This window comes from Flavobacterium johnsoniae UW101, assembly GCF_000016645.1.
Taxonomy (GTDB): Bacteria; Bacteroidota; Bacteroidia; order Flavobacteriales; family Flavobacteriaceae; genus Flavobacterium; species Flavobacterium johnsoniae.
In genome coordinates this window covers 805965-831744 of sequence record NC_009441.1, presented here as the reverse complement: position 1 = coordinate 831744, position 25780 = coordinate 805965, and the positions used below count along the sequence as shown (strand labels likewise).

Here is a 25780-nt window from a genome sequence, read left to right as displayed (position 1 = left end):
TTGAAATTCAGTTGATTAATTTTTTTAGAATGTCGAAAAAAGATAACTTTGAGATGTTAATTTCTAAAAGATACAGATTATGAAAAAAGCAGCCTCAGTTTTAATACTCACTATACTATTTTTTATGATTAATTCCTGCAGTAAAAACGAAGCAGAAGATGTAATAGATTGTCTTGGTGAATCAATTTATATTAAGCTGCACAATTCGACAGATGCAAACAATCCGAAATTAATGAATTATTCAGTTGAATATACAGGAACGGGAACTTTAAGTTCTGTAAAATGGACATTTGGTGACGGAACTACCGGCGATGGAACAACAGTTACTCATACGTATAATGCTGCAGGAACCTACGAAGCTAAAGCCGATGTTACAGTTAAAAAAAATGGATCTGAATGCACTTCTAGTCCTAAACGAAGTGTTACTATAAACTAGAAAAAGAATAAAAATTATTTACTGAGAGTCAATTTTATAATTTAATGTATCTGCATGAATTATAAAACTGACTCTCATTCGTTATATTTGTTTGATATGATTTTTGATTATGGAAAAATTACAAAATATTAGAATTGCTGTTGATGCGATTGTTTTTGGATACAAGAACAATGACTTATATGTGTTATTGATAGAACAGCAATTTGGCACTTCAGAAAAATATTGGGCTTTACCGGGCGGTTTAGTTAAAAATGATGAATCGCTGAGCGATGCTGTAATACGCGAATTACATGAAGAAACAAACGTACAGCTGACTTTTATGGAACAGTTGTACACTTTTGGAGATGATATTTACAGAGATTCAAGAAACCGTGTTATTTCGGTGGCATATTATGCTTTAGTCGATGCTTCAAATTTAGACATCAAAGCCAGCACTGATGCTGAAAGAGTGCAGTGGTGTAAAATAGATGAAATTCCTGCTTTGGCTTTCGATCATAATATAATACTTCAAAAAGCGATTGACAGGCTAAAATCAAAATTGACTTATGAACCTATTGGTTTCGATTTACTTCCCGAAGAATTTTTGTTTTCAGATCTTGAAAACTTGTATTGCACTATTTTAGAAAAAGAAATTGACCGCAGAAACTTCAGAAAAAAAATACTCAGTTATGGTATTTTAGAAGAAACCGAAAAATTTTCACCAATAAAAACAGGTCGTCCGGCAAAACTTTTTAAGTTCAATAAATTGAAATATAATGAGTTAACTCAAAACGGCTTTCACTTCGAAATAAAGTTTGCGTAATTTTTACACAAAATAAATTGTTTATTTAAAATTTAATTCTACATTTGCGTATAATTAACGCAAACTAAAAAACTATGATACTAAATCTCGACCCAAAATTCGCTCCTTTCCAAAATCAGGAAGAAATCAAATTTCAAAGTTTTACATTTTCTGGCGGAGAACCGCATATTAAAATAGTACCTGATTTTGATACAAACAGAAAAATTACAATTACACATAGACTAAACTCTTTCAACGATTTAGGTTTACTGTGTGTTACAGTTGATGCGTTACGCAGAATGGACGTTAAAATCATTGAACTCTTTATTCCGTATTTCCCGGCAGCGAGACAAGATCGAGTTATGATTCCAGGCGAACCGCTTTCTGTAAAAGTGTATGCAGATATTATAAATGCAATGCAATTGAATAAAGTTTTTGTTTTTGATGCACACTCAGAAGTGACTCCAGCTTTGTTGAACAACAGTACAGTAATTCCAAACTATGCTTTTATCAAAGAAGTCTTGAATAAAATTGGCCAAAACGTAAAGTTGATTTCTCCAGACGGAGGTGCTTTAAAGAAAATCTACAAAGTTTCTGAATTTTTAGGCGGTGTTGAGGTTGTAGAATGCAGTAAAAGCCGAGATGTAAAAACAGGAAAATTATCTGGTTTTAAAGTGTATGAAGATGATTTACAGGGAATGGATTGTTTAATTGTAGATGATATCTGCGATGGCGGCGGAACGTTTGTTGGCTTAGCCGAAGAATTAAAAAAGAAAAATGCCGGAAAATTATACCTAGCCGTTAGCCACGGAATTTTTAATAAAGGTTTTGAAGTTTTAGATTGTTTTGACAAAATATTTACTACGAACTCTTTTAAAGATTTTGATGATCAAAGGGTTGAGGTGGTAAAATTTGAATTATGAATAAAAATTATAGAGTAGAAATAGCAAATAAAACTTTAGAAATCATAAAGAATGGTTTCTATGAATACAAAGGAAAAAAGATTGACATAAAAAATGAACTCGAAGAGTCGATAAAAAATACGTTTACAATTGCACCAAATGATTGGGATACAATCTTAAAAACGCCAATTGAAAATAAGTTTGAAACAGAAATCGTAACCAAAAATTGTTCTACAATTGAAGCAATTGTTGAGGAGGAAAATGGTAAAATCTGTGTTTTAAATTTCGCTTCGGCAAAAAATCCGGGAGGCGGGTTTTTAGGAGGAGCTTCTGCTCAGGAAGAAAGTCTGGCGAGATCTTCAAGCCTTTATGAAACGCAGATCAAAGACAAAACAATGTATGATTTTAATAGAAATCAGTCCTCGTTTTTATATTCAGATTACATGATTTATAGTCCAAATATTTTGTTTTGGAATGATGATAATGGAGATTATTTTGAAAAACCATTTGTTGTAGATGTGATTACAGCTCCGGCACCAAACAAAGGCGCGATGCTGCAACACAATAGAAAAGAAGAAATTACAGCAACTGAAGATGTTTTTAGAAAAAGAATGGATAAAGTATTAGCAATTGCTTTGCAGCAAAAAAGTGATACATTGATTTTAGGAGCTTGGGGATGTGGTGTTTTTAGAAACGAACCCAAAGATGTAGCACATTTGTTTAAAGAGATTATTGCAGAAAAATATTCAGGTGCTTTTAAGAAAATAGTTTTTGCAGTATTTGACAATTCTGATAAAAAAACAAATTTTAAGAAGTTTGAAGAGGTGCTGAATTAGTTTAAAAAGTTTCAAGTTTCTTTTTGAAACGTGAAAAATTGAAACAAAAGAAATCCTATTAACCGTTTCAAGTTAAAACCAAATTTCAAGTTAAGCGCTTAACCTGAAACTTTAAACCTGAAACCAAAACAACCAAAAAGTTATGAGTGATGATTTAAAACCAAGATTTATTGAATCTTTAAGAAGAAACAATGATCAAATTAGAGAAGACAGAGCCAAAACCATTGGCGAAGATTCTGAATTAATATACAGACGTCGCGTTGAAGACATCGAATTAAAAATAAAAAGACTCGAAAGAGAACAAGAAGGATTGATCGATATTAGTCCGCTGGATAAAAACAGTTTAACCTTTGCCGATTTTCAGCCAGAAGCTTTTGTACAAAAAGATATGGAACTTTCGCTGACCATCAGAAATTTGAATATCCAGTTTGAAGTAACAAAAAAGAGATTTGAGTATTTATTTGGTAAAACATTTTAGTCATGGGAGGTACAAGATATGATTTCGGAGCTCGTGAAGACAGAGCAAAAAAAGTAGGTTATGCAAGCAAATCAGCTAGTGAAATATTTACACAGAATGCGTTAAGAAAAGCGCATGAATCGATGAATCCAAATGGAGTGATTTTTAGAGAAGCGAGAGATTCAGAAGTTCATCCAAACACAGTTCCAATTATTTTAGGATTGGATGTCACAGGAAGTATGGGGCATATACCACACGAACTGATTAAAGAAGGTCTTCCAAAATTAATGGGAGGAATTATTCAGGGAGGTGTTCCAGATCCGGCACTTTTATTTTTAGGAATTGGTGATCACGAATGCGACAGATATCCTTTACAGGTTGGTCAGTTTGAATCTGGTGACGAAGAACTGGATATGTGGTTAACGAGAACTTACATTGAAGGCGGAGGAGGCGGAAACGCTGGCGAAAGTTATCTTTTGGCTTGGTATTTCGCAGCATTTCATACCAAAACAGATGCATTCGAAAAAAGAGGGCAAAAAGGATTGTTGTTTACAGTAGGCGATGAACCAGGTTTAAAAACACTTCCAGCATCAGCAATAAAAGAAATTATGGGTCAGGGACAACAGACTTATACACATCTTGAATTATTGGCAGAAGCGCAAAAAAGATACGATGTTTATCATATTAGTGTATTGCATTCAGGACAAGCCATTAACGCCGATGTAGAATGGAAAGAATTACTGGGGCAAAATTGCCTTTCAATTGAAGATCACAGAGAAATTCCAAATGTAATCAAGAAGATAATCTGCGATAAACATAAAAGTTCTGGTTCTGGTTTAGGAACAATTCCAGTTTCTGATACCAATGATAAAGGTTTAGATAATATACAAATGCTTTAAATTTTTAAACACATAGTAACATAGGTTTTTGTTTGAGAGTAAAAGAAAACAAAAAGAAACTAGTTTAACACATAGTAATTATGTGAATTGAAACAAGTGAAACGCCTTTATAACGTTTCCAAAAATCTATGTTACTATGTGTTTAAAATAAATAGAACAAAATGAAAACAGCACAAATAGTTATAGGTTTAGGATTTGGTGATGAAGGAAAAGGAATAACAACAGATTTTCTGGCGAAACAAAATCCTGAATCTATAGTTATTCGGTTTTCGGGAGGACAACAGGCTGCGCATACGGTTATGATTGGCGATAAAAAACACGTTCACTCCAGCTTTGCCAGCGGTGCGCTTCGCGGTCTTCCGTCTTATTACAGCGAACATTGCACGATTCATCCGCTCTTTTTGTACAATGAGAGAGAAGAATTAAAAGAAAAAAACGCTAATCTGGATTTATATATTCATCCATTAGCAAAAGTTACCACTCCGTTTGATGTTTGGCACAACAGAGGAAACACCAGAAATATAGATCACGGAACCTGTGGAAAAGGCATTGGTTCAACCATGAAAAGAAACGAAGGTCCGTATAAATTGTTTGCCATAGATTTAATTGCGCCTCGTGAAATGCTTTTAGAAAAACTAAACCAAATCGCGTACTATTATGGATTTTTAAATGAAAGTGGAATCGACGAAGAAATTCAGGCTTATCTAGAGGCAGTTGATAAATTGAAATGGAATATTGTCGATTATACTTTCCTTTTAAAATACGATAATCTGATTTTTGAAGGAAGCCAGGGAATCCTGCTTGATATGGATCATGGTGTTTTCCCGAATGTGACTTATGCGAATACAACTTCAAAAAATGCAGTTGAAATTTGTAATAAATTAAAAATTGAAGATGTAGAAGTTTATTATGCAACCAGAAGTTACACCACAAGACATGGTCACGGCTGGATGCCGAATGAAAGAGAAATAAAATTAAAAAATAACGAAGAAGAAACCTGTGTTTTCAACGAATATCAAAAGCATCTAAGATTTGGGGATCTGGATTACGATTTGTTGAACTACGCTTTAAAATTAGATGCTGCTTACAGTCCAATGGCAAAAAGAAATTTGGTCGTAACCTGCATGGATCAGTTAGAAAAGGATTATGAATTTGAAAACCTGACAACAGATTTTGATACCATTTACGGGTCATTTTCACCGGACTCTAAAGATTTTAAACAGATTACTTCTTTGTTCCAATAACAGAAAAAATGAAATACAATATAGATACTATAGCTCCGGAAAGTAAGTTTTTATTTTTCTGGGGACATCAGCCAAGTAAAGACGGAACGATTACTAAAAACTGCTTCAGCCAGTGGTGGTTAAGTTCGTTTAAAGTAAATGAAGTAACCTATAAAACGGCTGAACACTGGATGATGGCAAAGAAAGCCGAATTGTTTAACGATCAGGAAATTTTAGAAAAAATCATACAATGCAATTCACCTGCCGAAGCCAAAAAGTTAGGTCGTAAAGTGAAAAATTATGATGACAAAATCTGGTTAGAAAACCGATTTGAAATTGTAAAAGAAGGCAACTATCACAAATTCAGTCAAAATTCAGATTTGAAAACCTTCCTTCTAAACACAAATGACCGAGTTATTGTAGAAGCAAGTCCGGTAGATCCAATCTGGGGAATTGGAATGGCAGGAGACCATAAAGATGCTTTAAATCCTGAAAAGTGGAAAGGTTTGAATCTTTTAGGTTTTGCTTTAATGGAGGTTAGAGATGAATTGAGATAATATTTTATTCATGAAAATTACAAGATTTACAAAAACATTCTGCAAAATGTTCCATAGGAACATTTCATGGGTAGAATAAAATATTATCAGATCGTATTTACGTTCCATGGGAACGTTTGATTAAAATAGATAAAAAAATGAAAGACATTCAATATACAAAAGGAGACGCTACATCGCCTCAAACATTAGGAAACAAAATAATTGTTCACGTTTGTAATGATATTGGCGGATGGGGAAAAGGATTTGTAATGGCAATTTCAAAAAGATGGAAAAAACCGGAAAATCAATATAGAGAATGGTTTAAATCAAAAGATAATTTTGAGTTAGGTCAAGTACAGTTTGTCCAGGTTGAAGAAGATTTGTGGGTAGCAAATTTAATTGGTCAGCATAAAATTAATAAAGATGAAAACGGCGGAGCTCCAATACGTTACAATGCGATTGAAGAAGGATTAAAAGCAGTTTCTGATTTTGCAAAAACAAATAATGCATCTATTCATATGCCTAGAATTGGATGCGGATTAGCAGGCGGAAAATGGGAAATGATTGAACCAATTATTCTTAAAACGCTTTCGGATAACAATGTTGAGGTCATTGTGTATGACTTCTAAAAAAAAATTAAAATGAATGAAAATATAGCAAAGAGCATCAGCAAGTTTTTGAGTCTGGTGCTCAGACATTCACCAGAAAAAATCGGATTAAAATTAGACGAAAACGGTTGGGCAGATGTCAATGAATTAATAGAAAAATGCACTAAAAAAGGGAATCGTCTCGATGCCGAACTTTTAGATTACGTAGTAGAAAATAACGATAAAAAGCGTTTTGCTTACAATGAAGATAAAACCAAAATCCGTGCAAGTCAGGGACATTCCATTTCGGTTGAATTAAATCTAGCAGAAACAGAACCTCTGGAATATCTGTATCACGGAACCGTTGGAAAATTCATGGAAAGCATTCAGAAAGAAGGTTTGAAAAAAATGAGCCGTCAGCATGTACATCTTTCCAAAGACAAAGAAACCGCAGTAAAAGTGGGAAGCAGGAGAGGAGTTCCGCAAATTTTAACCGTTAGAAGCGGTGCTATGTACAGAGACGGATTTAAATTTTATTTGTCTGAAAACAATGTTTGGCTGACAGATGAAGTTCCGCCAAAGTATATCGAATTTAAATCATGAAAAGAACCTTAGTTTTTGGAGATATTCACGGCGGATTAAAAGCGTTAATTCAGTTGCTTGAAAAAATAGATTATTCAAAAAATGACCGATTTATTTTTCTGGGAGATTATGTCGACGGCTGGAGCGAATCGAAACAACTGATTGATTTTCTGATTGAATTATCCCAAAAACAGGAATGTATTTTTATAAAAGGAAATCATGATGCTTGGTGTCAGGAATGGTTAGAGAATGATGTTGTAAATGACATTTGGTTTTTGCACGGAGGAAAATCGACTATAGAAAGTTATAAGGGAATTGATTCTTCACATAAAGAAAAGCATCTCGAATTCTTCAACGAAATGAAAGATTACTTTGTAGATGAAAACAATAATTTGTTTATTCACGCTGGTTTTTCATCGATGCACGGTCCGGAAAAAGAACATTACAAAACCAATTATTCCTGGGACAGGACACTTTGGGAAATGGCTTTAACGATGGATGAACGAATCCAGAAAGATTCACTTTTGTACCCAAAGCGGTTATTGCTTTTTAATGAGATTTATATCGGCCATACACCGACATTGCATTATAATGTTGAAATCCCGATGCAGGGATGCAATGTTTGGAATATAGATACCGGAGCAGGTTTTTACGGAAAACTTTCCTGTATTGATATAGAATCAAAAGAATTCTGGCAGAGTGATGTCTTGCAAACCTTGTATCCTAACGAGAAAGGAAGAAATAAATAAAATGAAAAATAGAATAGAATCTGGTTTATTTGGTGTTGCCATTGGCGATGCTTTAGGTGTTCCGGTTGAATTTAAATCCAGAGAAAAATTAAAACAGAATCCGGTTGTCGATATGATGGGTTTTATGTCCTGGAATCAGCCGCCTGGAACATTTAGCGACGATAGTTCATTGGCTTTTTGTACTGCCGAAAGTTTGTGCAAAGGTTACGATATAGAAGATATGGCTTTGACTTTTGTAAAATGGATGCAGGAAGGATATTGGGGAGCGCATCATAAAGTATTTGATATTGGAGGAACGACGAAACATTCTTTAGCAAGAGTTGTAAAAGGAGAATCGGCTAGAAATTCAGGTAATTTTTTTGAAGAGGATAACGGGAATGGTTCCTTAATGCGTATTTTGCCATTAGTTTTTTATCTTCAAAAAGAGAATGATATTGAAGTTATTTATAAAAAAGTAAAAGAAGTTTCGTCAATAACTCATGCTCATTTCCGTTCGGTATTTTCTTGTTTCATTTATGTTGTATATTGTTTGGAGATTCTAAAAGATAAAGATAAATTCGAAGCTTATAAAGAAATGCAAAATGTTCTTTCTGAATTTTTAAAAGATAAAAAATATAATCCTGTAGAAATTCAACTATTTGAAAAGATATTAAAGAATGATATTTGGACTTATCCAGAAAATGAAATTCGTGCATCGGGTTATGTTCTTCATAGTTTAGAAGCCAGTTTTTGGTGTTTTTTAAATTCTGATTCTTATGGAGAAACGGTTTTAAAAGCAGTAAACTTAGGCGAAGATACAGATACAACGGGCGCAATTGCGGGAGGATTGGCAGGAATTTATTACGGAATTGAAAATATGCCGCAAAAATGGATCGACAATTTAGTCAGATCCAATGATATAAAAGATTTAGCAAAACGCTTATCAAATAAATATAAATAGAAAATTATATGAACCCACTATTATTAACCGATGGTTACAAAGTTGACCACAGAAGACAATACCCAGACGGAACAAGTTTAGTATATTCTAATTGGACACCAAGAAAATCAAGAATTGAAGAAGTAGATGAAGTAATCTTTTTTGGACTTCAGTATTTCATCAAAAAATATATTATTCACGACTTTGAAGAGTATTTCTTTAAAAAATCAAAAGAAGAAGTTGTTTCAAAATACGCTCGAAGAATCAATAATTATTTAGGCGAAAACCAAGTTGGCACAAAACATATCGAAGATTTACATGATTTAGGATATATTCCAATGGTTTTTAAAGCATTGCCAGAAGGGGCAAGCGTTCCTTTAAGAGTGCCAATGTTTACAATGTACAATACAATTCCTGAATTTTTCTGGTTAACAAATTATTTCGAAACCTTACTTTCTGCTGTAATCTGGTTGCCTTGTAATTCAGCAACCATTGCAAAAGAATACAGAAAAGTATTAGACAAATATGCAGCAGAAACTTCTTCTGTTCCAGAATTTGTTGACTGGCAGGCACACGATTTCTCAATGAGAGGAATGGGTGGTATTGAAGCTTCTGTAACTTCTGCAGCAGGACATTTATTGAGTTTTACAGGATCTGACACGATTCCTGCAATTGATTTCTTAGAAGAATATTACAAAGCCAATTCAGATCAGGAATTGGTTGCAGGTTCAGTAGCTGCAACAGAACATTCTGTTATGTGTATGGGAACTACAGAAGGCGAGTATGAAACCTTCAAAAGATTAATTACAGAAGTGTATCCGAAAGGAATTGTTTCTATCGTTTCTGATACTTGGGATTTATGGAAAGTTTTAACGGATTATCTTCCAAGATTAAAAGAAGAAATCGTTTCTAGAGAAGGTAAAGTTGTAATTCGTCCTGACAGCGGTGATCCGGTTGATATTATCTGCGGAAATCCAAATGGAAAAACAGAACAGGAAAAGAAAGGCGTTATCAAATTACTTTGGGATGTTTTTGGCGGTACAACAAATGCTAAAGGATTCAAAGAATTGGTGCCGCAAATTGGAGCAATTTACGGAGATAGTATTACTGTAGCAAGAGCTACTCAAATCTGCGAAAGATTAAAAGAAAAAGGATTTGCTTCTACGAATGTTGTTTTAGGAATCGGATCTTTCACCTATCAATATAATACCAGAGATACTTTCGGATTTGCGATGAAAGCAACTTACGGAGAAGTAAACGGAGAAGGAAGAGCTATCTTTAAAGATCCGATTACAGATGACGGAACTAAAAAATCGGCTAAAGGATTAATGAAAATCGATTTAATCGATGGCAAGTATCATTTAAGTGATAATGTTTCTTGGGAAGAAGAAAAACAAGGTGAATTGAAAGAAGTTTTTAGAGATGGAAAACTTTTGATTGATCAATCCCTGAGTGAAATTAGAACAAGAGTAAAAAGTGAAGTAAGTATCGAAGCTTAATTATAAAACGAAAGCCTGAATGTAAGTTCAGGCTTTTTTTGATGGAATAATATTGATTATGAGCCATTGGCTCGAAAATATTGTAGGGCCGGATTTTAATCCGGTCATAGTTGTAATGTAATTAAAAAAAAGAGCCGTAGGTTCGGCCAATTTTAATAAAATAAAAAATTATAGGAAATACGATTCGTTCCGATGGAACTTTCTGGTAGACATCTTGTAATGTCAACGGATTAAAATCCGTTGCTACAATATAAATTCTAAGGAACAATTTATATTGAAAACCTTATTTCTTATAAAAATTATTATGATCAATATATTCCCAAACCTTAGGAGGAAGTAATGGCTGAATATTTTTACCTTCTTTAATGCTGTTTCGAATAAAAGTCGAAGAAATCTCTACAATCGGCGCGTCAATTACATGAATTTTTGGATGCGATTTTAATTCAACATTTTCAGGTTCATCAGAAATTCTCGGATAAACATAAATATCATGGTTTTCTAGAATCACTTCGTAGTTTCTCCATTTGTGAAGCGTTTTCAAATTATCTTCTCCCATGATTAAAGAAAACTCATGGTTTGGATATTTTTCTTTTAAATGCTCTAAAGTAATTACTGTATAACTTGGCTGAGGTAATTTAAATTCGATATCAGACGGTTTTATCTTTGTATAATCTTCTGTTGCCAGATACACCATTTGCAGGCGCTGCTGGTCATCTAATAAAGTCGATTTCTTTTTTAACGGATTATGTGGCGTCACAACCATCCAAATCTGATCTAAATCTGCAAACTCAGCCATGTGATTGGCAATGATCAAATGACCAACATGAATAGGATTGTATGTTCCGAAGTAAAGACCTATTTTCATTTATTATAGTACTTAGTTCTTAGTCCTTAGTCTTTTAGATTTTTAGCGAAAGCACTTATCATTTTGCTCTCTTCTTCAATTAAAAACATAATTTCATTAAATAGGCTTTCGTCAGAAATAAATTCTAACTCTTTTGCAATAATTAATTGTGTTTCTATTTCATTTAAAGAACCTCTGGAAATATTCAAAAAATGATTAAATGATTTGTCAGTTTGGCGTCCAAAACCTTCTGCAATATTCGACGGAATAGATACACTGGCTCTTTTTAATTGACTTGTCAAGGCATATATTTCTTCTTTAGGAAAGTTCTTAGTAAGTTTATAAACAAGAACAACTAGTTTAATTCCTTTTTGCCAAATGAATAACTCTTTGTAAGATTTAATACCGCTCATGTAAAATTTTTAGCTTGATGTGTTTCAGACTAAGGACTAACAACTAATGACTAAATAACTACTTAGATACAAAATCCTTTACCAGTTGATGTGCTTCTTCAAGGGCAACTGATAAATCATAGTTTTTGATAATAGCGTCAAATTGTGGAGCAGTTGCCAATTCTACAGAAGCTTTTGCAATACGCATATTGATTTTGTCTTCACTTTCTGTAGAACGTTGTTTTAATCGGCGTTTTAATTCGTCAACACTTGGAGGTTTAACGAAAACAGCTAGAGTTTCTTCGGGAAATTTATGTTTAATACGAAGACCGCCAACCACGTCAATGTCAAAAATGACATTTTTTCCTAAAGCCCAGATTCTTTCAATCTCCGATTTTAAAGTACCGTAAAAGTTATCTCGGTAAACTTCTTCCCATTCCAGGAAATCCTCTGCTTTAATGTGTTTTTTGAATTCTTCCAGCGAAATAAAATAATAATCCTTTCCGTGTACTTCTTCACCACGCGGTGCACGCGATGCAGCCGAAATCGAAAATTCAAGATTTAAATCTTCCTGACCTAATAAATGTTTTACGATAGTTGTTTTTCCTGATCCTGAAGGTGCCGAAAAAACAATTAGTTTTCCTTTGTTCATTGTGTATGCTTTAGGCTTTAAGCAATATGCTCTAAGCTTGATATTTGTGTGGTATTTATGCTTTAAGCTTTAAAGCACATTCAATACTTGTTCTTTAATCTTCTCTAATTCATCTTTCATCATCACGACCAATTTCTGCATTTGGGCATGATTTGATTTTGAACCCATAGTATTGATTTCGCGGCCCATTTCCTGAGTAATAAAACCTAGTTTACGACCATTTGCTTCATTTCCGTTTAAAGTTTCTAAGAAATAATCTAAATGATTGGTTAAGCGTACTTTTTCTTCGGTAATATCCAGTTTTTCCAGATAATAAATTAATTCCTGCTCGAAACGATTTTCATCAACATTTACCTGTAGTTCTGAAATTGCAGTTTGTAAACGATCTTTAATTGCCTGAACACGTTCTGGATCAAGGGCCAAAGCATCATTCATATACTGGCGGATATTTCCAATTCTGAGATTAAATTCTTTTTCAAGAGATTCGCCTTCGTCTTTTCTAAAACTTAAAATGTTTTGTAAAGCTTCATCAATAATAACCTGAATTTGTTCCCAGTCATTTTCATCGATTTCTTCGCGTTCTGTTTTTAATGTATCCGGCATACGAACAGCCATTTTCATTAATTCAGTTTCATCGGCATCGGCATAAACCTCTCTCAATTGTGCGATATAATTCTTCACAACAGGAACATTTACTTTTGTTGAAGTTTGTTCGGCAGTACTCTCTATGTAAATTGCAAAATCAATTTTGCCTCTTTCAAGTTTAGTTGAGATTTGAGTTCTTAAACCTAATTCCATTTCACGGTAAACAGACGGCATTCTTACGTTTAAATCTAAACCTTTGCTGTTTAAAGATTTTACTTCAACGGTAATTTTTTTTGTAGGCAATTGCAAAGAAGCTTTGCCAAACCCTGTCATAGATTGTATCATATAATTGAGTATAAAGGCGCAAAGATAAATAAAAGTTTGCTCTATTTGATTGGAAATTAGTGTTCAGTCATAGTTTTCAGTTTGACACAAAAAATATTGACATTTTAGCTCAAAACATTTATCACTTCGGCCACATTTTTTTGGCTGTTGCCGATGTAAATTTTACCGTCAATAATAAAAACCGGACGGCTTAAAAAAGTATAATGTTCTAAAATGTATTTCTTAAAATCAGCCTCTGTCAGTGCTTTGTCTTTTAAGCCCATTGATTTGTACAATTGTGCTTTTTTGCTGAATAACGCTTCGTAGCTTCCTGAAAGTTTATACATTTCTTCTAATTCTGCTTCCGTAATAGGATCTTGTTTAATGTCGTGAAAAACCAAATTGTTTTTTGGAAGACTTTTGATAATTTTTCTGCAGGTATCGCAAGACGCTAAGTAATATATTTTGTTCATTTTTTTACTATTTTGTTAGAGTACAAAGAAAATTCATTTGAAACTGAAAATTGTCTATTTTTAATAAAAAAATAAAATTATGAGTTCAGTTTTTGAAACGCAGCAAACAATCAGAGAAATTCTATTGAAAATTTTAGATAATCATTCATTAGAGCAATTAAACAAAATTCCGGAAGGATTTAATAATAATATAATTTGGAATGTGGCGCATTGTGTTGCAGCGCAGCAAACCTTAGTTTATAAATTATCTGGACTGCCAACAATGGTTTCGGAAGATTTTATATTAAAATACCGAAAAGGAACAAAACCAGAAGAAGATGTTTCTGAAGAAGAAGTAAACGAGATCAGGGCATTTCTTTTAAGTACATTTGAAAAAACGAAAAATGATTTTCAAAGCGGACTTTTTGTTGATTATAATGAATATACAACCAGCATGGGATTTACTCTTAAAAATGTTCAGGATGCATTAGATTTTAATAATTACCATGAAGGAATTCATACCGGAATTGCGATGAGTTTGAAAAAATTGGTTTAAATAAAAAATCCCGCTTTAAGCGGGATTTTTTTATTCGATTATAGTTTCAATTGTTACTTTCATGGCACCAGCACCTTTATGTTTGGTGATTTCCATAAAAGCTCGTTTGGAAAGATCTATTTCGCGTGTTTTTACAAACGGACCTCGATCTGTAATTTTTACAATTACAAACTTCCCATTGGCTTCGTTGGTAACTTTAACTCTGGTTCCAAAAGGGAGTTTTTTATGTGCCGCAGTATATTTGTTGTTGTTAAAACGACTTCCGTCGGCAGTTTTTCTTCCATTAAAACGATCAGCATAGTAGGAGGCGTGAGCGTTCTTTTTGTAGGCTTTTAACTTTAAACCTTTATCTGTAAAAACAGAATCGGTTGGAAGTGCAATAATGTTTGGCCTGATGTTTTTTACAGTATCCTGAGGAGGGTTTTTAGGCTCAATTACTGGTTTGGTCTGGCTTATAACGTAGGTAAAACAACTTAAAAAAGTTATTGTTAATGTGCTGAGAATAATGTTTTTTTTACTCATGATTTATTTTTTTTCAGACTTGGGGGAGTTTGTACAAATAATATGCCGAGATAAAAAAAGCCCTATTTTCAAGGGCTTTTTAATTGGTATTTTTTAGAACCATAGGTTCCACGGAATTCTACTTAAAATAAGTATCAATCCTAATCCGTAAAAAATAGCGAAAGTTTTAAATTTAGCTTCGCTGTTGATTAGTTTTTTATGTTTTGACCATCCGATAGTTATCAAAGCGATAGCAATTAAATTAATAAGCGGATGTTCTAATGAGGTTAATCGTAATGCAGCATCTGACATTTGTCCAAAAGCAGCTTTTCCAAAAGGAGAAACAAAATAAAGGATTAATCCAACCAATAACTGAGTATGTGTCCCGATTAAGGCAAACAAAGAAATTTTACGGTCTTTTGCTGTAAACTCTTTTTTAGAGGTAAAACCTATGATGGCATTTATAACGGCAAACACTAAAAGCAGTAACGCTAAATAAGCCCAGCCGGAGTGAAATTTTTGTAAAAAATGATACATAAACTATGTTTTTTTGTTAAAAACAAATATAGCAAAAAGGACCATAAAAAAACGGCATTAAACTTAAAAGTCAATGCCGTTTTTATTATTTATTTAGATTCTAAATTTTAGAAATCGTAACGTAATGTAAAGTTCCAAGTTCTACCAAATCCAAAGAATACCTGGTTAGCATCAGCTACACCTCTGTATAATCTGTTATTTGAAGCATAAGTTCCTAAAGCAGCATTTGAAGAGCTTACGTTATCGTCAGCAAAAATGTTTGTTCTAGACTCAGCGATGTAAATCTTATCAAATAAGTTGTTTACGTTTAATCTGAAGTTAACTGATTTGTCTTTGTTTTTACCTGTTAACATTTTGTATGAGAAACCAGCATCAAATAAACCGTAAGAAGGTAATTGTAAAGCTCCTTTGTTGTCTGCACTTGTAAATGTAACCGGGCTTAATCCTGCATATAATTTATCATTAAAATTATAGTTTGCATCAACAGTTACTCTTGTTAAAACTTCGTAAGAAGCTCCTAATGAAGCTGTCATTTGTGCAGCATCACCAACTTTTACTTTGTCCATGTATACTGTAGCAGCTGTATATCCTGCAACAGGAGTATTGTCTGCTTGGTAGTAAGCGTTTACGCTTGCGTTTCCTTTGTATTCCCAAATACCGTAAGAGAACATAGCATTAACTTTGAATCTGTCAGTAATGTTAGAAGATCCTTCAAACTCAATTCCAGAGTGAACCTCGTTAAGACCTGTAAACTCAGTATAAGTTGTGTTAGCAGCAATTCCTCCACCAGCTGGAAGAGCGTTACCTTTTAAGTATCTGTCGTTCCAAGTTGTGTTGTAAAGGTTAACTGTAGCGTTAAAGAATCTTGAACGGAAACCATATCCAGCTTCAAATCCAGTAATTTTCTCGTTAGTAAGGTTAGGGTTTACTGTAGATCTGTTGTTTGGATAAACTGAGTTAAAGAATGGTTGTCTTGAGTAGAATCCAGCATTAACATAAACATTATGTTTTTCGTTGATGTTATAGTTAGCTCCAGCTTTAGCATTTCCACCTAAGATGTTTTCGTAGCTAGTTGATGCTAATGGATCAGTTGGCAAGTATACGAAATCATCTTCTCTTTTGAAACCTTGTTGAGAAATAGCTCCCTGTACGAATGCAGTTAAATTATCTTTAGAGTACTCTAACTGAGTAAATGCTCCGTACCATCTAACTTTTCCAGTACTGTTGAATGAAATTTTGTCATAATCTCTTTTGTCAAAAACATTCCATTGTACGTTTGTAGCGTAAGTTGATGTAAGGTGTCTTCCTGCAGGTCTTAAACTTGCAACAGTATTGTCAAAAAATTCACCACCACCTAATAAATCATTAACTACTGTAAAGTGGTATCCTGTATAAGTTCTAGCATCAATACCAAAATCTAATGTTAATGTACTAGATAATTTTTTGTTTAAGTTGATCAAAGCTCCAAACCAGTCATGAGAGTTGATAGATGAAGTTTGTGTAATACCTGATGTAGTATTGTAAACATATGGATCAGCTGCATTTCCAGCTCCAGTTCTTCCTGTTGAAGAACTATTTTGGTATACACCTCCAACTTGTGTTCTAGTTCTGTTTGCTCCATTAAAGAAAACACTTCCAGTACCATTATTCCATGCTTGGATTTTGTCATAATCAACCATTCCATTAGGTAATAAGAAAACTGAACTGTTGTAAACATTTCCTCCAATACCACCTGTAGCACTTGCACCAGCTCCACGACCCATAGATGCATAAAGTACACTTGAAAGTTTTGTAGTTTCATTAATGTTATAATCCCAGTTAAAAGAAGCTACTGGTTTGTGGTAGTAGTTTTTTCTGATGTTATATTGCTCACCATTCAAATATCCTGTATCAGGGTTGTATTTGATGTTTGGCTCAGTAAGAGAACCGTATTTTTGGTAAGTTGCAATTGTAGAAGCTGTAGATCTTTGGTTGTGCCATTGCGGCGCACCAGTTACAGTAAGTTGAAAGTTGTGTTTGTCATTTTTAGTTCCATAACCTAAAGCTATGAAATAGTTTGATCCTTCAAATTGAGTTCCAGGAATGTATCCATCTCCCATTGTTTGAGATAATAATACAGAAGCAGAAAGACCGTTTTCTAATTTTCCTGTGTTGTAAGAACCTTGAATTTTGAAGTTTCTTCCATTACCAAATCCCGAAGAGAATGATCCTCCTTCTTTCATGTCAGAAGACTTAGTAACAATGTTGATTGTACCCCCTACAGATGGAGTTGCTAATTTAGAAGAACCTAAACCTCTTTGAACCTGCATAGCAGATGTTACATCTGATAAACCTGCCCAGTTACTCCAGTAAACAGAACCGTTTTCCATGTCGTTAACCGGCATACCGTTAATCATAACAGCGATATTGTTTTGGTTGAAACCACGAATGTTAATTCTTGCATCTCCAAAACCACCACCTGATTTAGTAACGTATACAGAAGGTGTGTTTCTTAAGATTTCAGGAAATTCCTGAGTTCCTAATTTTTCTTTAATTTCTGCAGCTTTAATTGTAGAAACAGCAACCGGAGTTTTTCTGTCTTTTGCGATATCTACAACTGTACTTTTTACTACGATTTCACTTAATTCGTTAGAATTAGATGTTAAAGCAATAGTTCCTACGTTTGCAGTTCCGCCATTTACTGTAAATTTTACAGTTTTGTTTTCGTAGCCTAAGTAAGAAATAACAATTTCTCCTGTACTTGTTGTTGAGTTGAGGGTAAATTTACCATCAAAATCTGTTGAAGTTGCCGTAGAAGATCCTTTGATCTGTACGTTTGCTCCTGGTAATGAACCTGTACCGTCGGTAATAGTACCAGTAACTTTTCCTTGTGAAAATACGGTTGAAACTATCATAAAAAATAGTCCGGTAAGTAACCAATTTTTCATTTTCTTCATGTTGCTATTTAGTTTATTGTTTTTGGCAAAATTATAACAATAAAATCAGATAATGTTATCAAAATGTTAAGAAAAATAAGTTTTGTAATTTGTGCTGCGTATTAAAATGAATTTTTCTTTTTTCTTTAAATAAAATCATGTTTTGTTGAATTTTAATATCTATATTTTGTTAAATCGATAATGTTTTAAATAGCGGTGTAGCGAAAAACCTTCTTTTTTTGTTAAAAAGACAGGTTTTGCGACTTGTTCTATACGAAAAAACGCCTTAATTTTTGTTAAATTAAGACGTTTCAGTGTTTTACAAAATTAAACTTTTAGTTAAATTTTATTTATTCTTTAAAAAGTGATTCAATAAGAATGAAGTTGAGCTGTCATGATTCTTAACAGTTTTAGAATTTATCTCATCTAAAATTGAGTTTGCTAACTGTTTTCCTAACTCAACTCCCCATTGATCAAAACTAAAAATGTTCCAAATTACACCCTGAACAAATATTTTATGCTCATACAATGCAATTAAAGAACCTAAGCTTTTTGGAGTAAGTTTTTGGATCAAAATTGTATTGGTTGGTTTGTTTCCTGTGAAAACTTTAAATGGTAATAAATAAGAAGCTTTTTCTGCAGAAAGTCCTTGTTTGTCAAACTCAGCCTGAACTTGTGCAGGAGTTTTTCCGTTCATTAAAGCTTCAGTCTGTGCAAAAAAGTTCGACATCAGTTTATTGTGATGATCTTCGTTTCCGTAAAGTGGTTTTACGAATCCTATAAAATCTGTTGGGATTCTCTTAGTCCCTTGGTGAATCAATTGGAAAAAGGCATGCTGTGAATTTGTTCCAGGCTCACCCCAGATAATAGTTCCAGTTTGGTAGTTAACCGGTTTTCCGTCACGGCCAACACTTTTTCCATTACTTTCCATAGTTGCCTGTTGTAAATATGGAGCCAGTTTTGATAAATATTGTGTGTACGGAATTAATGCTTCACTTTCGGCACCAAAGAAATTATTGTACCAAACGCTTAATAAAGCTAAAATTACCGGAATGTTTTCGTTAAATTCTGCCGATTTGAAATGTTCGTCCATTTCATTTGCTCCCACTAATAATTGGTTGTAATTATCAAATCCAATTGCTAGAGCAATACTTAATCCAACTGCACTCCAAAGAGAAAATCTTCCTCCAACCCAATCCCACATAGGGAAAACATTGTCTGGATTAATTCCAAACTCAGTTACTTTTTGGATGTTTGTAGAAACTGCCACGAAGTGTTTTGCAATATCTTCCTGAGAACCTGATTTCAAAAACCATTCTTTAATAGTTTCAGAATTTGATAACGTTTCCTGAGTTGTAAAAGTTTTAGAAACGATTAAGAAAAGTGTAGTTTCAGGGTTTAACTTTTTAATTATTTCGTTTACGTGATCACCATCAACATTTGAAACGAAATGAGTTTTTAAATGGTTTTTGTAAAATTGTAAAGCTTCAACGGCCATAACTGGTCCAAGATCTGAGCCTCCAATTCCAATATTTACAATATCTGTAAAAGCTTTCCCGGTAAAACCTTTTCTTTCTCCCGAAATAACTTCGTTTGTGAAATTTTTGATTTTGTTTTTTACTTCATAAACTTCCGGGATTACGTTTTCTCCATCAATATTAATTACTGCCGATTCCGGAGCACGCAATGCAGTATGAAGAACAGCGCGATTTTCAGTCTGGTTAATTAATGCTCCGCCAAAATATTGAGCAACGGCATCTTTTAATCCGATAGAATTTGCTAATTCTAATAAAAGAGAAATTGTTTCCTGACTAATATTATTTTTAGAATAATCTACTAAAAAGTCATTCCATTGCAAGTTGAATTTTTCAGCACGAGCATTATCTTGTTGAAACAATTCTTGAATTGTGGTTTCGTGAATTGCATTATAGTGGTTTTGCAGATTTTTCCACGCTTCAGTCCCGGTTGGGTTTGTTGTGTTTAAAGCCATTTGTATTTTTTATTGAAGATTTTGTTTTTTTTAGAAACACAAAAATACTGAAATAACTTTTAAAAGGGTAACGGTTGATGATTATATAACAATTAGTTACGAAAACGTTTTATGATGCCGTTAGTCTTGTGTTCGAGTTGTTATTATGACAGCTCCATCATTTTCTTTTTCATTATACATTATACGGCTGCTGTTTTGATTCAAAAATTCTAAACTTTTGATTTCAGACTTTTTTAAAGGTAATAAAATTGTATCCTGACTTTTTTCGTATTTAAATGGTATTCCATTTATAACAATTAAAGGAGATTTGCCAATCTGATTTTCTTTAATGTTATCTATAAAATCCGATACAAAATATTTGTTTTCTTGGGTGTCGTCTAAAATAAAAATTCGCGGATTTGAACATCCAGTTATTAATGTACAGAAAAATATCAGTAAAAACTGTTTCATTAATTGAATTTGAATTTAGGAATGCTCTTGTGAAAATCTTTTACCAAATCTTCCACCAAGGTTTTTTGTTGATTTTGATAGTTTTCTCAGCGATATTGATTTCTATTCTTTTAAATGGTTCCGTCTTAATTTTAGAATCGTCAAAAAATAGTTCACCGTTATCGTTCATTCCAATAGAAGATTTGGTTCTTTCTTTCCAGTTTTCGGTTTGCAGATCAGCAATTAAAGGAGCATCGTTTTTATCATTGAATTTTTTTCGTGCTTTTTCTGTGATTTCTTCCTCGAGATTTGAAGATGAATTTTTGAAAAGTGAAAGTGAATTGTCTGGAATGTTTAAAAGAAAAACCTGTGTTTTGTCGCCAATTTTATAAATATCTAATACTTTAAAATAGGCAATAGTGTCTAAAAGAAAGTGACCAATTTTTGCCGAATCAGGATTGAACTTTGATAAGTCTTTTGCGTGTGCACTGGCAATCAAATACCTGAAATTTCCCGAAACACCTCCGCCAAAAGAAGTCATATCAGTAAAACCTTTTTCCTGAATGATCTGTCCGACTTTATAATTTGAAATTAAATTTTCCGGTAAATTGGTGTCTCTGTAAAATAGTTTTAAATCTGAAAAAGTGTCATTGTAAATCGCTTTAAGCCGAGCGTTTTTCATATTTTCTATTTTAAAAATGAATTTTTGAATCTTTATAAATTCCCAATGCTGTCTAATTCTCTTTTTAGAGGTTCGATTTGTTTAAAGAAACGGGTTTTATCATTTCCGATTAGAGATTCTCCAGTTGGTAAGTTTAATCGAAGCGCATCTACCTGAACTCCATTTTTCCAGAAACGGTAACAAACGTGCGGACCAGAAGCTAAACCTGTGCTTCCAACTAAACCAATAGTTTGTCCTTGAGTTACTCTTTGCCCGCGTTTTACCAAAATTCGGGACATGTGTAAATATTGAGTAGAGTAGGTTCCGTTGTGTTTTACTTTTACAAAGTTTCCGTTTCCAGCCGTGTAACCTGTTGTTTCAACAACTCCAGATGCTGTTGTAGAAATTGGTGTTCCGGTTGGAGCAGCATAATCAGTTCCTTTGTGAGCTTTCCAGGTATGTTGAACCGGGTGAAATCTGTTCATCGTGAATCGTGAAGTAATTCGGCTGAACTTGATTGGTGTTTTTAAGAAAAAGTTTTTTAATGTTTTTCCTTCATCATCATAATATTCTACTTTTCCAGAAAGGGTATCTTTTTCAAAAGGAAATGCATAAACGATTTTTCCTTTATATTCAAAAAAGGCAGCCTCAAGATCTTCAACGCCGTCGTACGTTTTTCCATTAATGAAACGTTCTGTGAAAATTAAGCCGTAACGATCGCCTTTTTTAAGTTTGAAGAAGTCAATTGACCAGGAAAATACTTTTGTGATTCTGCTGGCAAGAGCTGTTTCGACACTTTCGTTTCCTAAAGTTTCAGATAATGAACTTTTTAAAACACCGCCAATAATTTTTCTTTTTAAGGTAACCGGTTTTATTTTTTTATACGCTTTAGCAATGCTGTCTCGTAAATCGATTACATAATAAGTTAAAGCATCTGGCTGGTAAATAAAAACCTGAAGATTGTTTGTTTTGTTTTTTGAACGCAGTAATGTAAAAGGTTTGTTATATCGAATCGATCTAACATTAAAAGAATCTTTTACCTGTTCTACAATATCGTGTACTTTTTTGTCGCCAATATTTTGACTTTGCATAATGGATCCAAAAGAATCTCCTTTGGATATAGTATCATTAACGACATTAAAATCAGCGTAATTAAAACCAAACTCTACTTTTTTAGTTTTTGGTTTTGTAATTTTAATTTCAACTTTTTCTTCAGCTTTTTTACATGAAAATATTGAAAATAATACTATTATAATTACGAATGCTTTTTTCAAACTCTTAAATTTTTTGCAGGAAATTATAGTGGATTTTCATTTCCCCAATTGGACAATTCTTCTTCGGTCCACAATTTAGGAAAAAAGATGCGTCTTTGGTATTTTGGATGCATATATTTTTGCCAGTCGCTTCCTCCGGTTGCTTCACCGTTGCCTTTTCCGCTTTCTAAAATATATTTTCTGGCGGTATTTAAATGCTGCATTACCCAGGTAATATTTACTGTGTAATCGTAGTGGCGCATTGCTTTGATTAATTCAGGATTCTGCTGATCTTCAATTGGTAACTGAGTAAATTTCTGCCAAATATTTTTTGGTTTAAATGTAGCAATTTGTTTTAAAAACTGGTCTTTGTATTTTTTTTCGAACTCATTAAGCAAATATGATTTTTCGCCGGTATGGTAATCTTTTCCAGCGGCCTGCCAATATAAATGTTCAAAACTTGTTTCAAGATCTGTATTTTCGTCAAAGTTTGCTTTGTATCTGCGGTCTGTTAAATTGATAACATCAGTAGAAGCAAATTCAATCATTCTATATTGTGCGCTTTGAAATCCGCTTGCAGGAGTAAGCGTATTTCTAAATTTCATGTACTGGTCTACTTCCATTCCGTTTTCCATAATGCTGAACGAATTGGTAAGCATATCAAAATAACGAGTAATTCTGGAAAGTCTTTCGCTGAAAAAATCAACCTGAATATTTTGTTGGTCGGCGATTTGGTCAATTTCCCACAAAATCATTTTAAAGATTAATTCATTTACCTGATGATACATGATAAAAACCATTTCGTCAGGAAGTGTGGTGCGTTGTATTTGTAAATTTAGAAGAGCATCTGTTTGAATGTAATCCCAATATGTGATTGGTTTTGACCAAAGCAGTCCTTCTAACTGAACGTCAGTTTTTTGGTTTATAGCTTGAAATTTAAGATCAATTTCTTTTAAAATTGATTCTGAATTATCAGTTAGGTTCATTTGTTTTTTACTTTAAGCGGACTCTGAAGTCCTTTATATTCATCGAGATCTGCTTTTAGAGATCCAACAGCAAGATCTGCTTTAATTCTAATTGGAACTTTGTTTGCATCATCTGTTATCCAGAGTGTTAAGCTTTCCTTTTCTTTAAAAACCCTTCCGGTTTGAACAAGAGGTTTAAAAATCATGCAGGAAACGGTTCCAAATTTAGTTGTAATATCTTGACGGCCTACATATTTTAACTTAAATTTTGTGATTTCGTCGTCAAAAAACATATCGATTGTAATCGCTTCACCCGATTTTAATTTGTCTATATTCGGATGGTTTCTTAAAAAGTAAAAAGACGATACAATATCCTGCACGTTATCAGTAATTACGATCGTTTTTTCAGTTTTTCGTTTGTAATCTTTTACTAAAACTTTATTTTCACTTTGGTTAAAAAAACCTTCCTGATTTTTGGTATAACCCCCTTCGTCAATTTTTCTAACGAAACGATACGGTTCTCCGGTTTCTTTGTCAAAATAACTCTCATAAAGATCTTCAACCTTAAAGAAAAATTTTGACATACCAGTCGTATAACCTTTGCCTACAGCATGATGCACTTTTTTGTTATTTATGGTCGCATCTTTGACTTCGAGAGTAGCATAGCCGGCATTTACAATTCCGTAATGAATTCTAAATTTGAAATATTCTCCTGTATTAAAAGCGTCTTCCTTTTGTGTGTCGAAACTTAATGTAGAGAGAATTAATATAATGAGGACGAACTTTTTCATAGTACATTTTTTACATTCTATTATAAAGATAGAGAAATGCAAATTCTATTCCAAATGTACTAAAACAAAAAAACTCAGTCAAGAAGACTGAGTTTTTATGCTATTAACTAACCAAAAAACTATAAATTATGAAATTTATATCAATTCAGAAGGAAACCACCCCTTCTTGATTTGCGAGTGCAAAGATAGATACAAAGTCGATAAAAAAAATAGCAAATAGTAAGTTTAACATAACATTTGCATAAAAATCATCATTTTATAGGGATTTTTTTTGCATAATGTAAAAATAATGCATTTTTACAAAGTTCCTCTCAATTCCTGTTCTCTCTCAATTGATTCAAACAGAGCCTTAAAGTTCCCTGCACCAAATCCTTTTGCACCCATTCTTTGAATAATTTCGAAGAATAAAGTTGGTCTGTCCTGAACTGGTTTTGTAAATATTTGTAAAAGATAACCATCTTCGTCTGCATCGACCATGATAGCCAGCTTTTCAATTTCGTTTAAATCTTCTTTCATCATATCCATATGAACACCTAATCTCTCAGGGATTGCCTGATAATAGGTATGAGGAGGAGCAGATAAAAATTCAACACCGCGGGCTCTTAGCTGCGATACGGTTTTAATAATATCATCTGTAGCAATGGCGATGTGCTGAATTCCAGGTCCGCCATAAAAATCTAAATATTCTTCAATCTGCGATTTTTTCTTTCCTTCAGCCGGTTCGTTGATTGGGAATTTAATTCTTCCGTTTCCGTTAGACATTACTTTACTCATCAAAGCAGAATACTCTGTAGTGATTTGTTTGTCATCAAAAGATAGGAAGTTTACGAATCCCATAACTTCTTCGTAAAATTTTACCCAGGTATTCATTTCGTTCCATCCTACGTTTCCAACCATGTGGTCGATGTATTTTAATCCAGTTGATTCTGGGTTAAAGTCAGATTTCCATTCTCTGTAACCTGGTAAGAAAACACCATTGTAGTTTTTTCTTTCTACAAAAATATGAACGGTTTCTCCGTAAGTATAAATTCCAGAACGAACTACCTGACCAAATTCATCTTCCTCAATAGTTGGTTCCATAAAAGAACGCGCGCCGCGTTTCATAGTTTCTTCGTAAGATTTTGTAGCATCTTCAACCCAAAGTGCTGCAACTTTTACTCCGTCACCGTGTTTTTTTAAATGTTCGTTGATTGGAGAATCAGCTGTTAGTGGCGTAGTTAAAACAATTCTGATTTTATCTTGTTTTAAAACATAAGACGCTCTGTCTTTTACTCCGGTTTCTAATCCGGCATAAGCCAAAGATTGATATCCAAATGCAGATTTATAGTAATGAGCGGCTTGTTTGGCATTACCTACATAAAATTCTACATAATCTGTTCCTAATAATGGAAGGAAGTCTTGCGCTCCTTCAAATATTTTTTCTAATCCGTATTCTACTGATTTAACTTCTTTTGACATGATGTTTATTTGTTTAATCGGTTAATCGTTTAATTGATTTGGCCGAAGTGTTGTTTTAAGATTTGATTT

At 33.4% G+C, this 25780-nt stretch carries 29 protein-coding genes; 14 read left to right on the top strand and 15 right to left on the bottom strand.

What is annotated here, in order from left to right:
* Window positions 1–79 precede the first annotated feature (79 nt).
* From FJOH_RS03960 to FJOH_RS03900, 13 genes are all read left to right on the top strand, one after another.
* Window positions 80–436 carry a PKD domain-containing protein gene (locus FJOH_RS03960; protein ID WP_012022846.1) on the top strand — a complete coding sequence of 119 codons (357 nt, stop codon included), beginning with the start codon at window positions 80–82 and terminating at the stop codon, window positions 434–436.
* Between the two features lie 109 nt (window positions 437–545).
* Window positions 546–1238: an NUDIX hydrolase gene (locus FJOH_RS03955; RefSeq protein WP_012022845.1), complete on the top strand. Its 693-nt coding sequence runs from the start codon at window positions 546–548 to the stop codon at window positions 1236–1238.
* 74 nt (window positions 1239–1312) lie between these two features.
* Entirely contained in the window at window positions 1313–2140 is an 828-nt protein-coding gene (gene prs, locus FJOH_RS03950) for a ribose-phosphate diphosphokinase (protein WP_012022844.1), read from the top strand.
* Complete coding sequence (locus FJOH_RS03945; RefSeq protein WP_012022843.1) at window positions 2137–2955, top strand: TIGR02452 family protein; 819 nt, start codon at window positions 2137–2139, stop codon at window positions 2953–2955. The genes prs and FJOH_RS03945 overlap by 4 nt, the downstream gene beginning before the upstream one ends.
* A gap of 142 nt (window positions 2956–3097) precedes the next feature.
* A complete protein-coding gene (locus FJOH_RS03940; protein ID WP_012022842.1) occupies window positions 3098–3433 on the top strand; it encodes a hypothetical protein in 336 nt (111 codons plus the stop codon).
* A 2-nt stretch (window positions 3434–3435) separates the two neighbouring features.
* The gene (locus tag FJOH_RS03935; RefSeq protein ID WP_012022841.1) at window positions 3436–4311 is read left to right on the top strand and encodes a hypothetical protein; all 876 of its coding nucleotides are present in this window, start codon (window positions 3436–3438) and stop codon (window positions 4309–4311) included.
* Window positions 4312–4472: 161 nt separating this feature from the next.
* The gene (locus tag FJOH_RS03930) at window positions 4473–5555 is read left to right on the top strand and encodes an adenylosuccinate synthetase (RefSeq protein WP_012022840.1); all 1083 of its coding nucleotides are present in this window, start codon (window positions 4473–4475) and stop codon (window positions 5553–5555) included.
* Window positions 5556–5563: 8 nt separating this feature from the next.
* Window positions 5564–6091 (top strand): NADAR family protein, encoded by a 528-nt coding sequence (locus FJOH_RS03925; RefSeq protein ID WP_012022839.1) that lies wholly within the window; start codon window positions 5564–5566, stop codon window positions 6089–6091.
* Between the two features lie 137 nt (window positions 6092–6228).
* Window positions 6229–6699, top strand: coding sequence for a macro domain-containing protein (locus FJOH_RS03920; RefSeq protein WP_012022838.1), 471 nt, complete (start codon window positions 6229–6231; stop codon window positions 6697–6699).
* A gap of 12 nt (window positions 6700–6711) precedes the next feature.
* A complete protein-coding gene (locus FJOH_RS03915) occupies window positions 6712–7260 on the top strand; it encodes an RNA 2'-phosphotransferase (RefSeq protein WP_012022837.1) in 549 nt (182 codons plus the stop codon).
* Window positions 7257–7988 carry a metallophosphoesterase family protein gene (locus tag FJOH_RS03910; protein ID WP_012022836.1) on the top strand — a complete coding sequence of 244 codons (732 nt, stop codon included), beginning with the start codon at window positions 7257–7259 and terminating at the stop codon, window positions 7986–7988. The genes FJOH_RS03915 and FJOH_RS03910 overlap by 4 nt, the downstream gene beginning before the upstream one ends.
* Window position 7989: 1 nt before the next feature.
* On the top strand, window positions 7990–8928 hold the full coding sequence (locus FJOH_RS03905) for an ADP-ribosylglycohydrolase family protein (RefSeq protein WP_012022835.1): 939 nt from the start codon (window positions 7990–7992) through the stop codon (window positions 8926–8928).
* An 8-nt stretch (window positions 8929–8936) separates the two neighbouring features.
* Window positions 8937–10406, top strand: a complete 1470-nt coding sequence (locus FJOH_RS03900) for a nicotinate phosphoribosyltransferase (RefSeq protein ID WP_012022834.1) — start codon at window positions 8937–8939, stop codon at window positions 10404–10406.
* A 283-nt stretch (window positions 10407–10689) separates the two neighbouring features.
* Here the strand turns inward: FJOH_RS03900 and nadD are convergent, their stop codons facing one another.
* The 5 genes from nadD to FJOH_RS03875 form a co-directional block, all read right to left on the bottom strand.
* A complete protein-coding gene (gene nadD, locus FJOH_RS03895) occupies window positions 10690–11271 on the bottom strand; it encodes a nicotinate (nicotinamide) nucleotide adenylyltransferase (RefSeq protein WP_012022833.1) in 582 nt (193 codons plus the stop codon).
* A 26-nt stretch (window positions 11272–11297) separates the two neighbouring features.
* The gene (locus tag FJOH_RS03890; protein ID WP_012022832.1) at window positions 11298–11663 is read right to left on the bottom strand and encodes a four helix bundle protein; all 366 of its coding nucleotides are present in this window, start codon (window positions 11661–11663) and stop codon (window positions 11298–11300) included.
* Window positions 11664–11721: 58 nt separating this feature from the next.
* Window positions 11722–12294 (bottom strand): guanylate kinase, encoded by a 573-nt coding sequence (gene gmk / locus FJOH_RS03885; RefSeq protein ID WP_012022831.1) that lies wholly within the window; start codon window positions 12292–12294, stop codon window positions 11722–11724.
* Between the two features lie 69 nt (window positions 12295–12363).
* Entirely contained in the window at window positions 12364–13224 is an 861-nt protein-coding gene (locus FJOH_RS03880) for a YicC/YloC family endoribonuclease (RefSeq protein ID WP_012022830.1), read from the bottom strand.
* Between the two features lie 104 nt (window positions 13225–13328).
* Window positions 13329–13676: an arsenate reductase family protein gene (locus FJOH_RS03875; protein WP_012022829.1), complete on the bottom strand. Its 348-nt coding sequence runs from the start codon at window positions 13674–13676 to the stop codon at window positions 13329–13331.
* Between the two features lie 79 nt (window positions 13677–13755).
* On the opposite strand from FJOH_RS03875, the gene FJOH_RS03870 reads away from it, so the two are divergent.
* Window positions 13756–14211 carry a DinB family protein gene (locus tag FJOH_RS03870; protein ID WP_012022828.1) on the top strand — a complete coding sequence of 152 codons (456 nt, stop codon included), beginning with the start codon at window positions 13756–13758 and terminating at the stop codon, window positions 14209–14211.
* A 30-nt stretch (window positions 14212–14241) separates the two neighbouring features.
* Here FJOH_RS03870 and FJOH_RS03865 read toward each other — a convergent pair whose 3' ends face one another.
* From FJOH_RS03865 to hppD, 10 genes are all read right to left on the bottom strand, one after another.
* The gene (locus FJOH_RS03865; protein ID WP_121359897.1) at window positions 14242–14736 is read right to left on the bottom strand and encodes a septal ring lytic transglycosylase RlpA family protein; all 495 of its coding nucleotides are present in this window, start codon (window positions 14734–14736) and stop codon (window positions 14242–14244) included.
* Window positions 14737–14826: 90 nt separating this feature from the next.
* The gene (locus FJOH_RS03860; protein ID WP_012022826.1) at window positions 14827–15249 is read right to left on the bottom strand and encodes a hypothetical protein; all 423 of its coding nucleotides are present in this window, start codon (window positions 15247–15249) and stop codon (window positions 14827–14829) included.
* A 107-nt stretch (window positions 15250–15356) separates the two neighbouring features.
* Complete coding sequence (locus tag FJOH_RS03855) at window positions 15357–18185, bottom strand: TonB-dependent receptor (protein ID WP_012022825.1); 2829 nt, start codon at window positions 18183–18185, stop codon at window positions 15357–15359.
* A 325-nt stretch (window positions 18186–18510) separates the two neighbouring features.
* On the bottom strand, window positions 18511–20154 hold the full coding sequence (gene pgi, locus FJOH_RS03850) for a glucose-6-phosphate isomerase (RefSeq protein WP_012022824.1): 1644 nt from the start codon (window positions 20152–20154) through the stop codon (window positions 18511–18513).
* 120 nt (window positions 20155–20274) lie between these two features.
* A complete protein-coding gene (locus FJOH_RS03845; protein ID WP_012022823.1) occupies window positions 20275–20604 on the bottom strand; it encodes a hypothetical protein in 330 nt (109 codons plus the stop codon).
* Window positions 20605–20644: 40 nt separating this feature from the next.
* A complete protein-coding gene (locus tag FJOH_RS03840; protein WP_012022822.1) occupies window positions 20645–21265 on the bottom strand; it encodes a hypothetical protein in 621 nt (206 codons plus the stop codon).
* 32 nt (window positions 21266–21297) lie between these two features.
* A complete protein-coding gene (locus tag FJOH_RS03835; protein ID WP_012022821.1) occupies window positions 21298–22518 on the bottom strand; it encodes a M23 family metallopeptidase in 1221 nt (406 codons plus the stop codon).
* Window positions 22519–22541: 23 nt separating this feature from the next.
* Window positions 22542–23483 carry a tryptophan 2,3-dioxygenase family protein gene (locus tag FJOH_RS03830; protein ID WP_012022820.1) on the bottom strand — a complete coding sequence of 314 codons (942 nt, stop codon included), beginning with the start codon at window positions 23481–23483 and terminating at the stop codon, window positions 22542–22544.
* Window positions 23480–24253 (bottom strand): DUF3108 domain-containing protein, encoded by a 774-nt coding sequence (locus FJOH_RS03825; protein WP_012022819.1) that lies wholly within the window; start codon window positions 24251–24253, stop codon window positions 23480–23482. The genes FJOH_RS03830 and FJOH_RS03825 overlap by 4 nt, the downstream gene beginning before the upstream one ends.
* A gap of 297 nt (window positions 24254–24550) precedes the next feature.
* Window positions 24551–25711, bottom strand: coding sequence for a 4-hydroxyphenylpyruvate dioxygenase (gene hppD, locus FJOH_RS03820; protein WP_012022818.1), 1161 nt, complete (start codon window positions 25709–25711; stop codon window positions 24551–24553).
* Window positions 25712–25780: the final 69 nt, after the last annotated feature.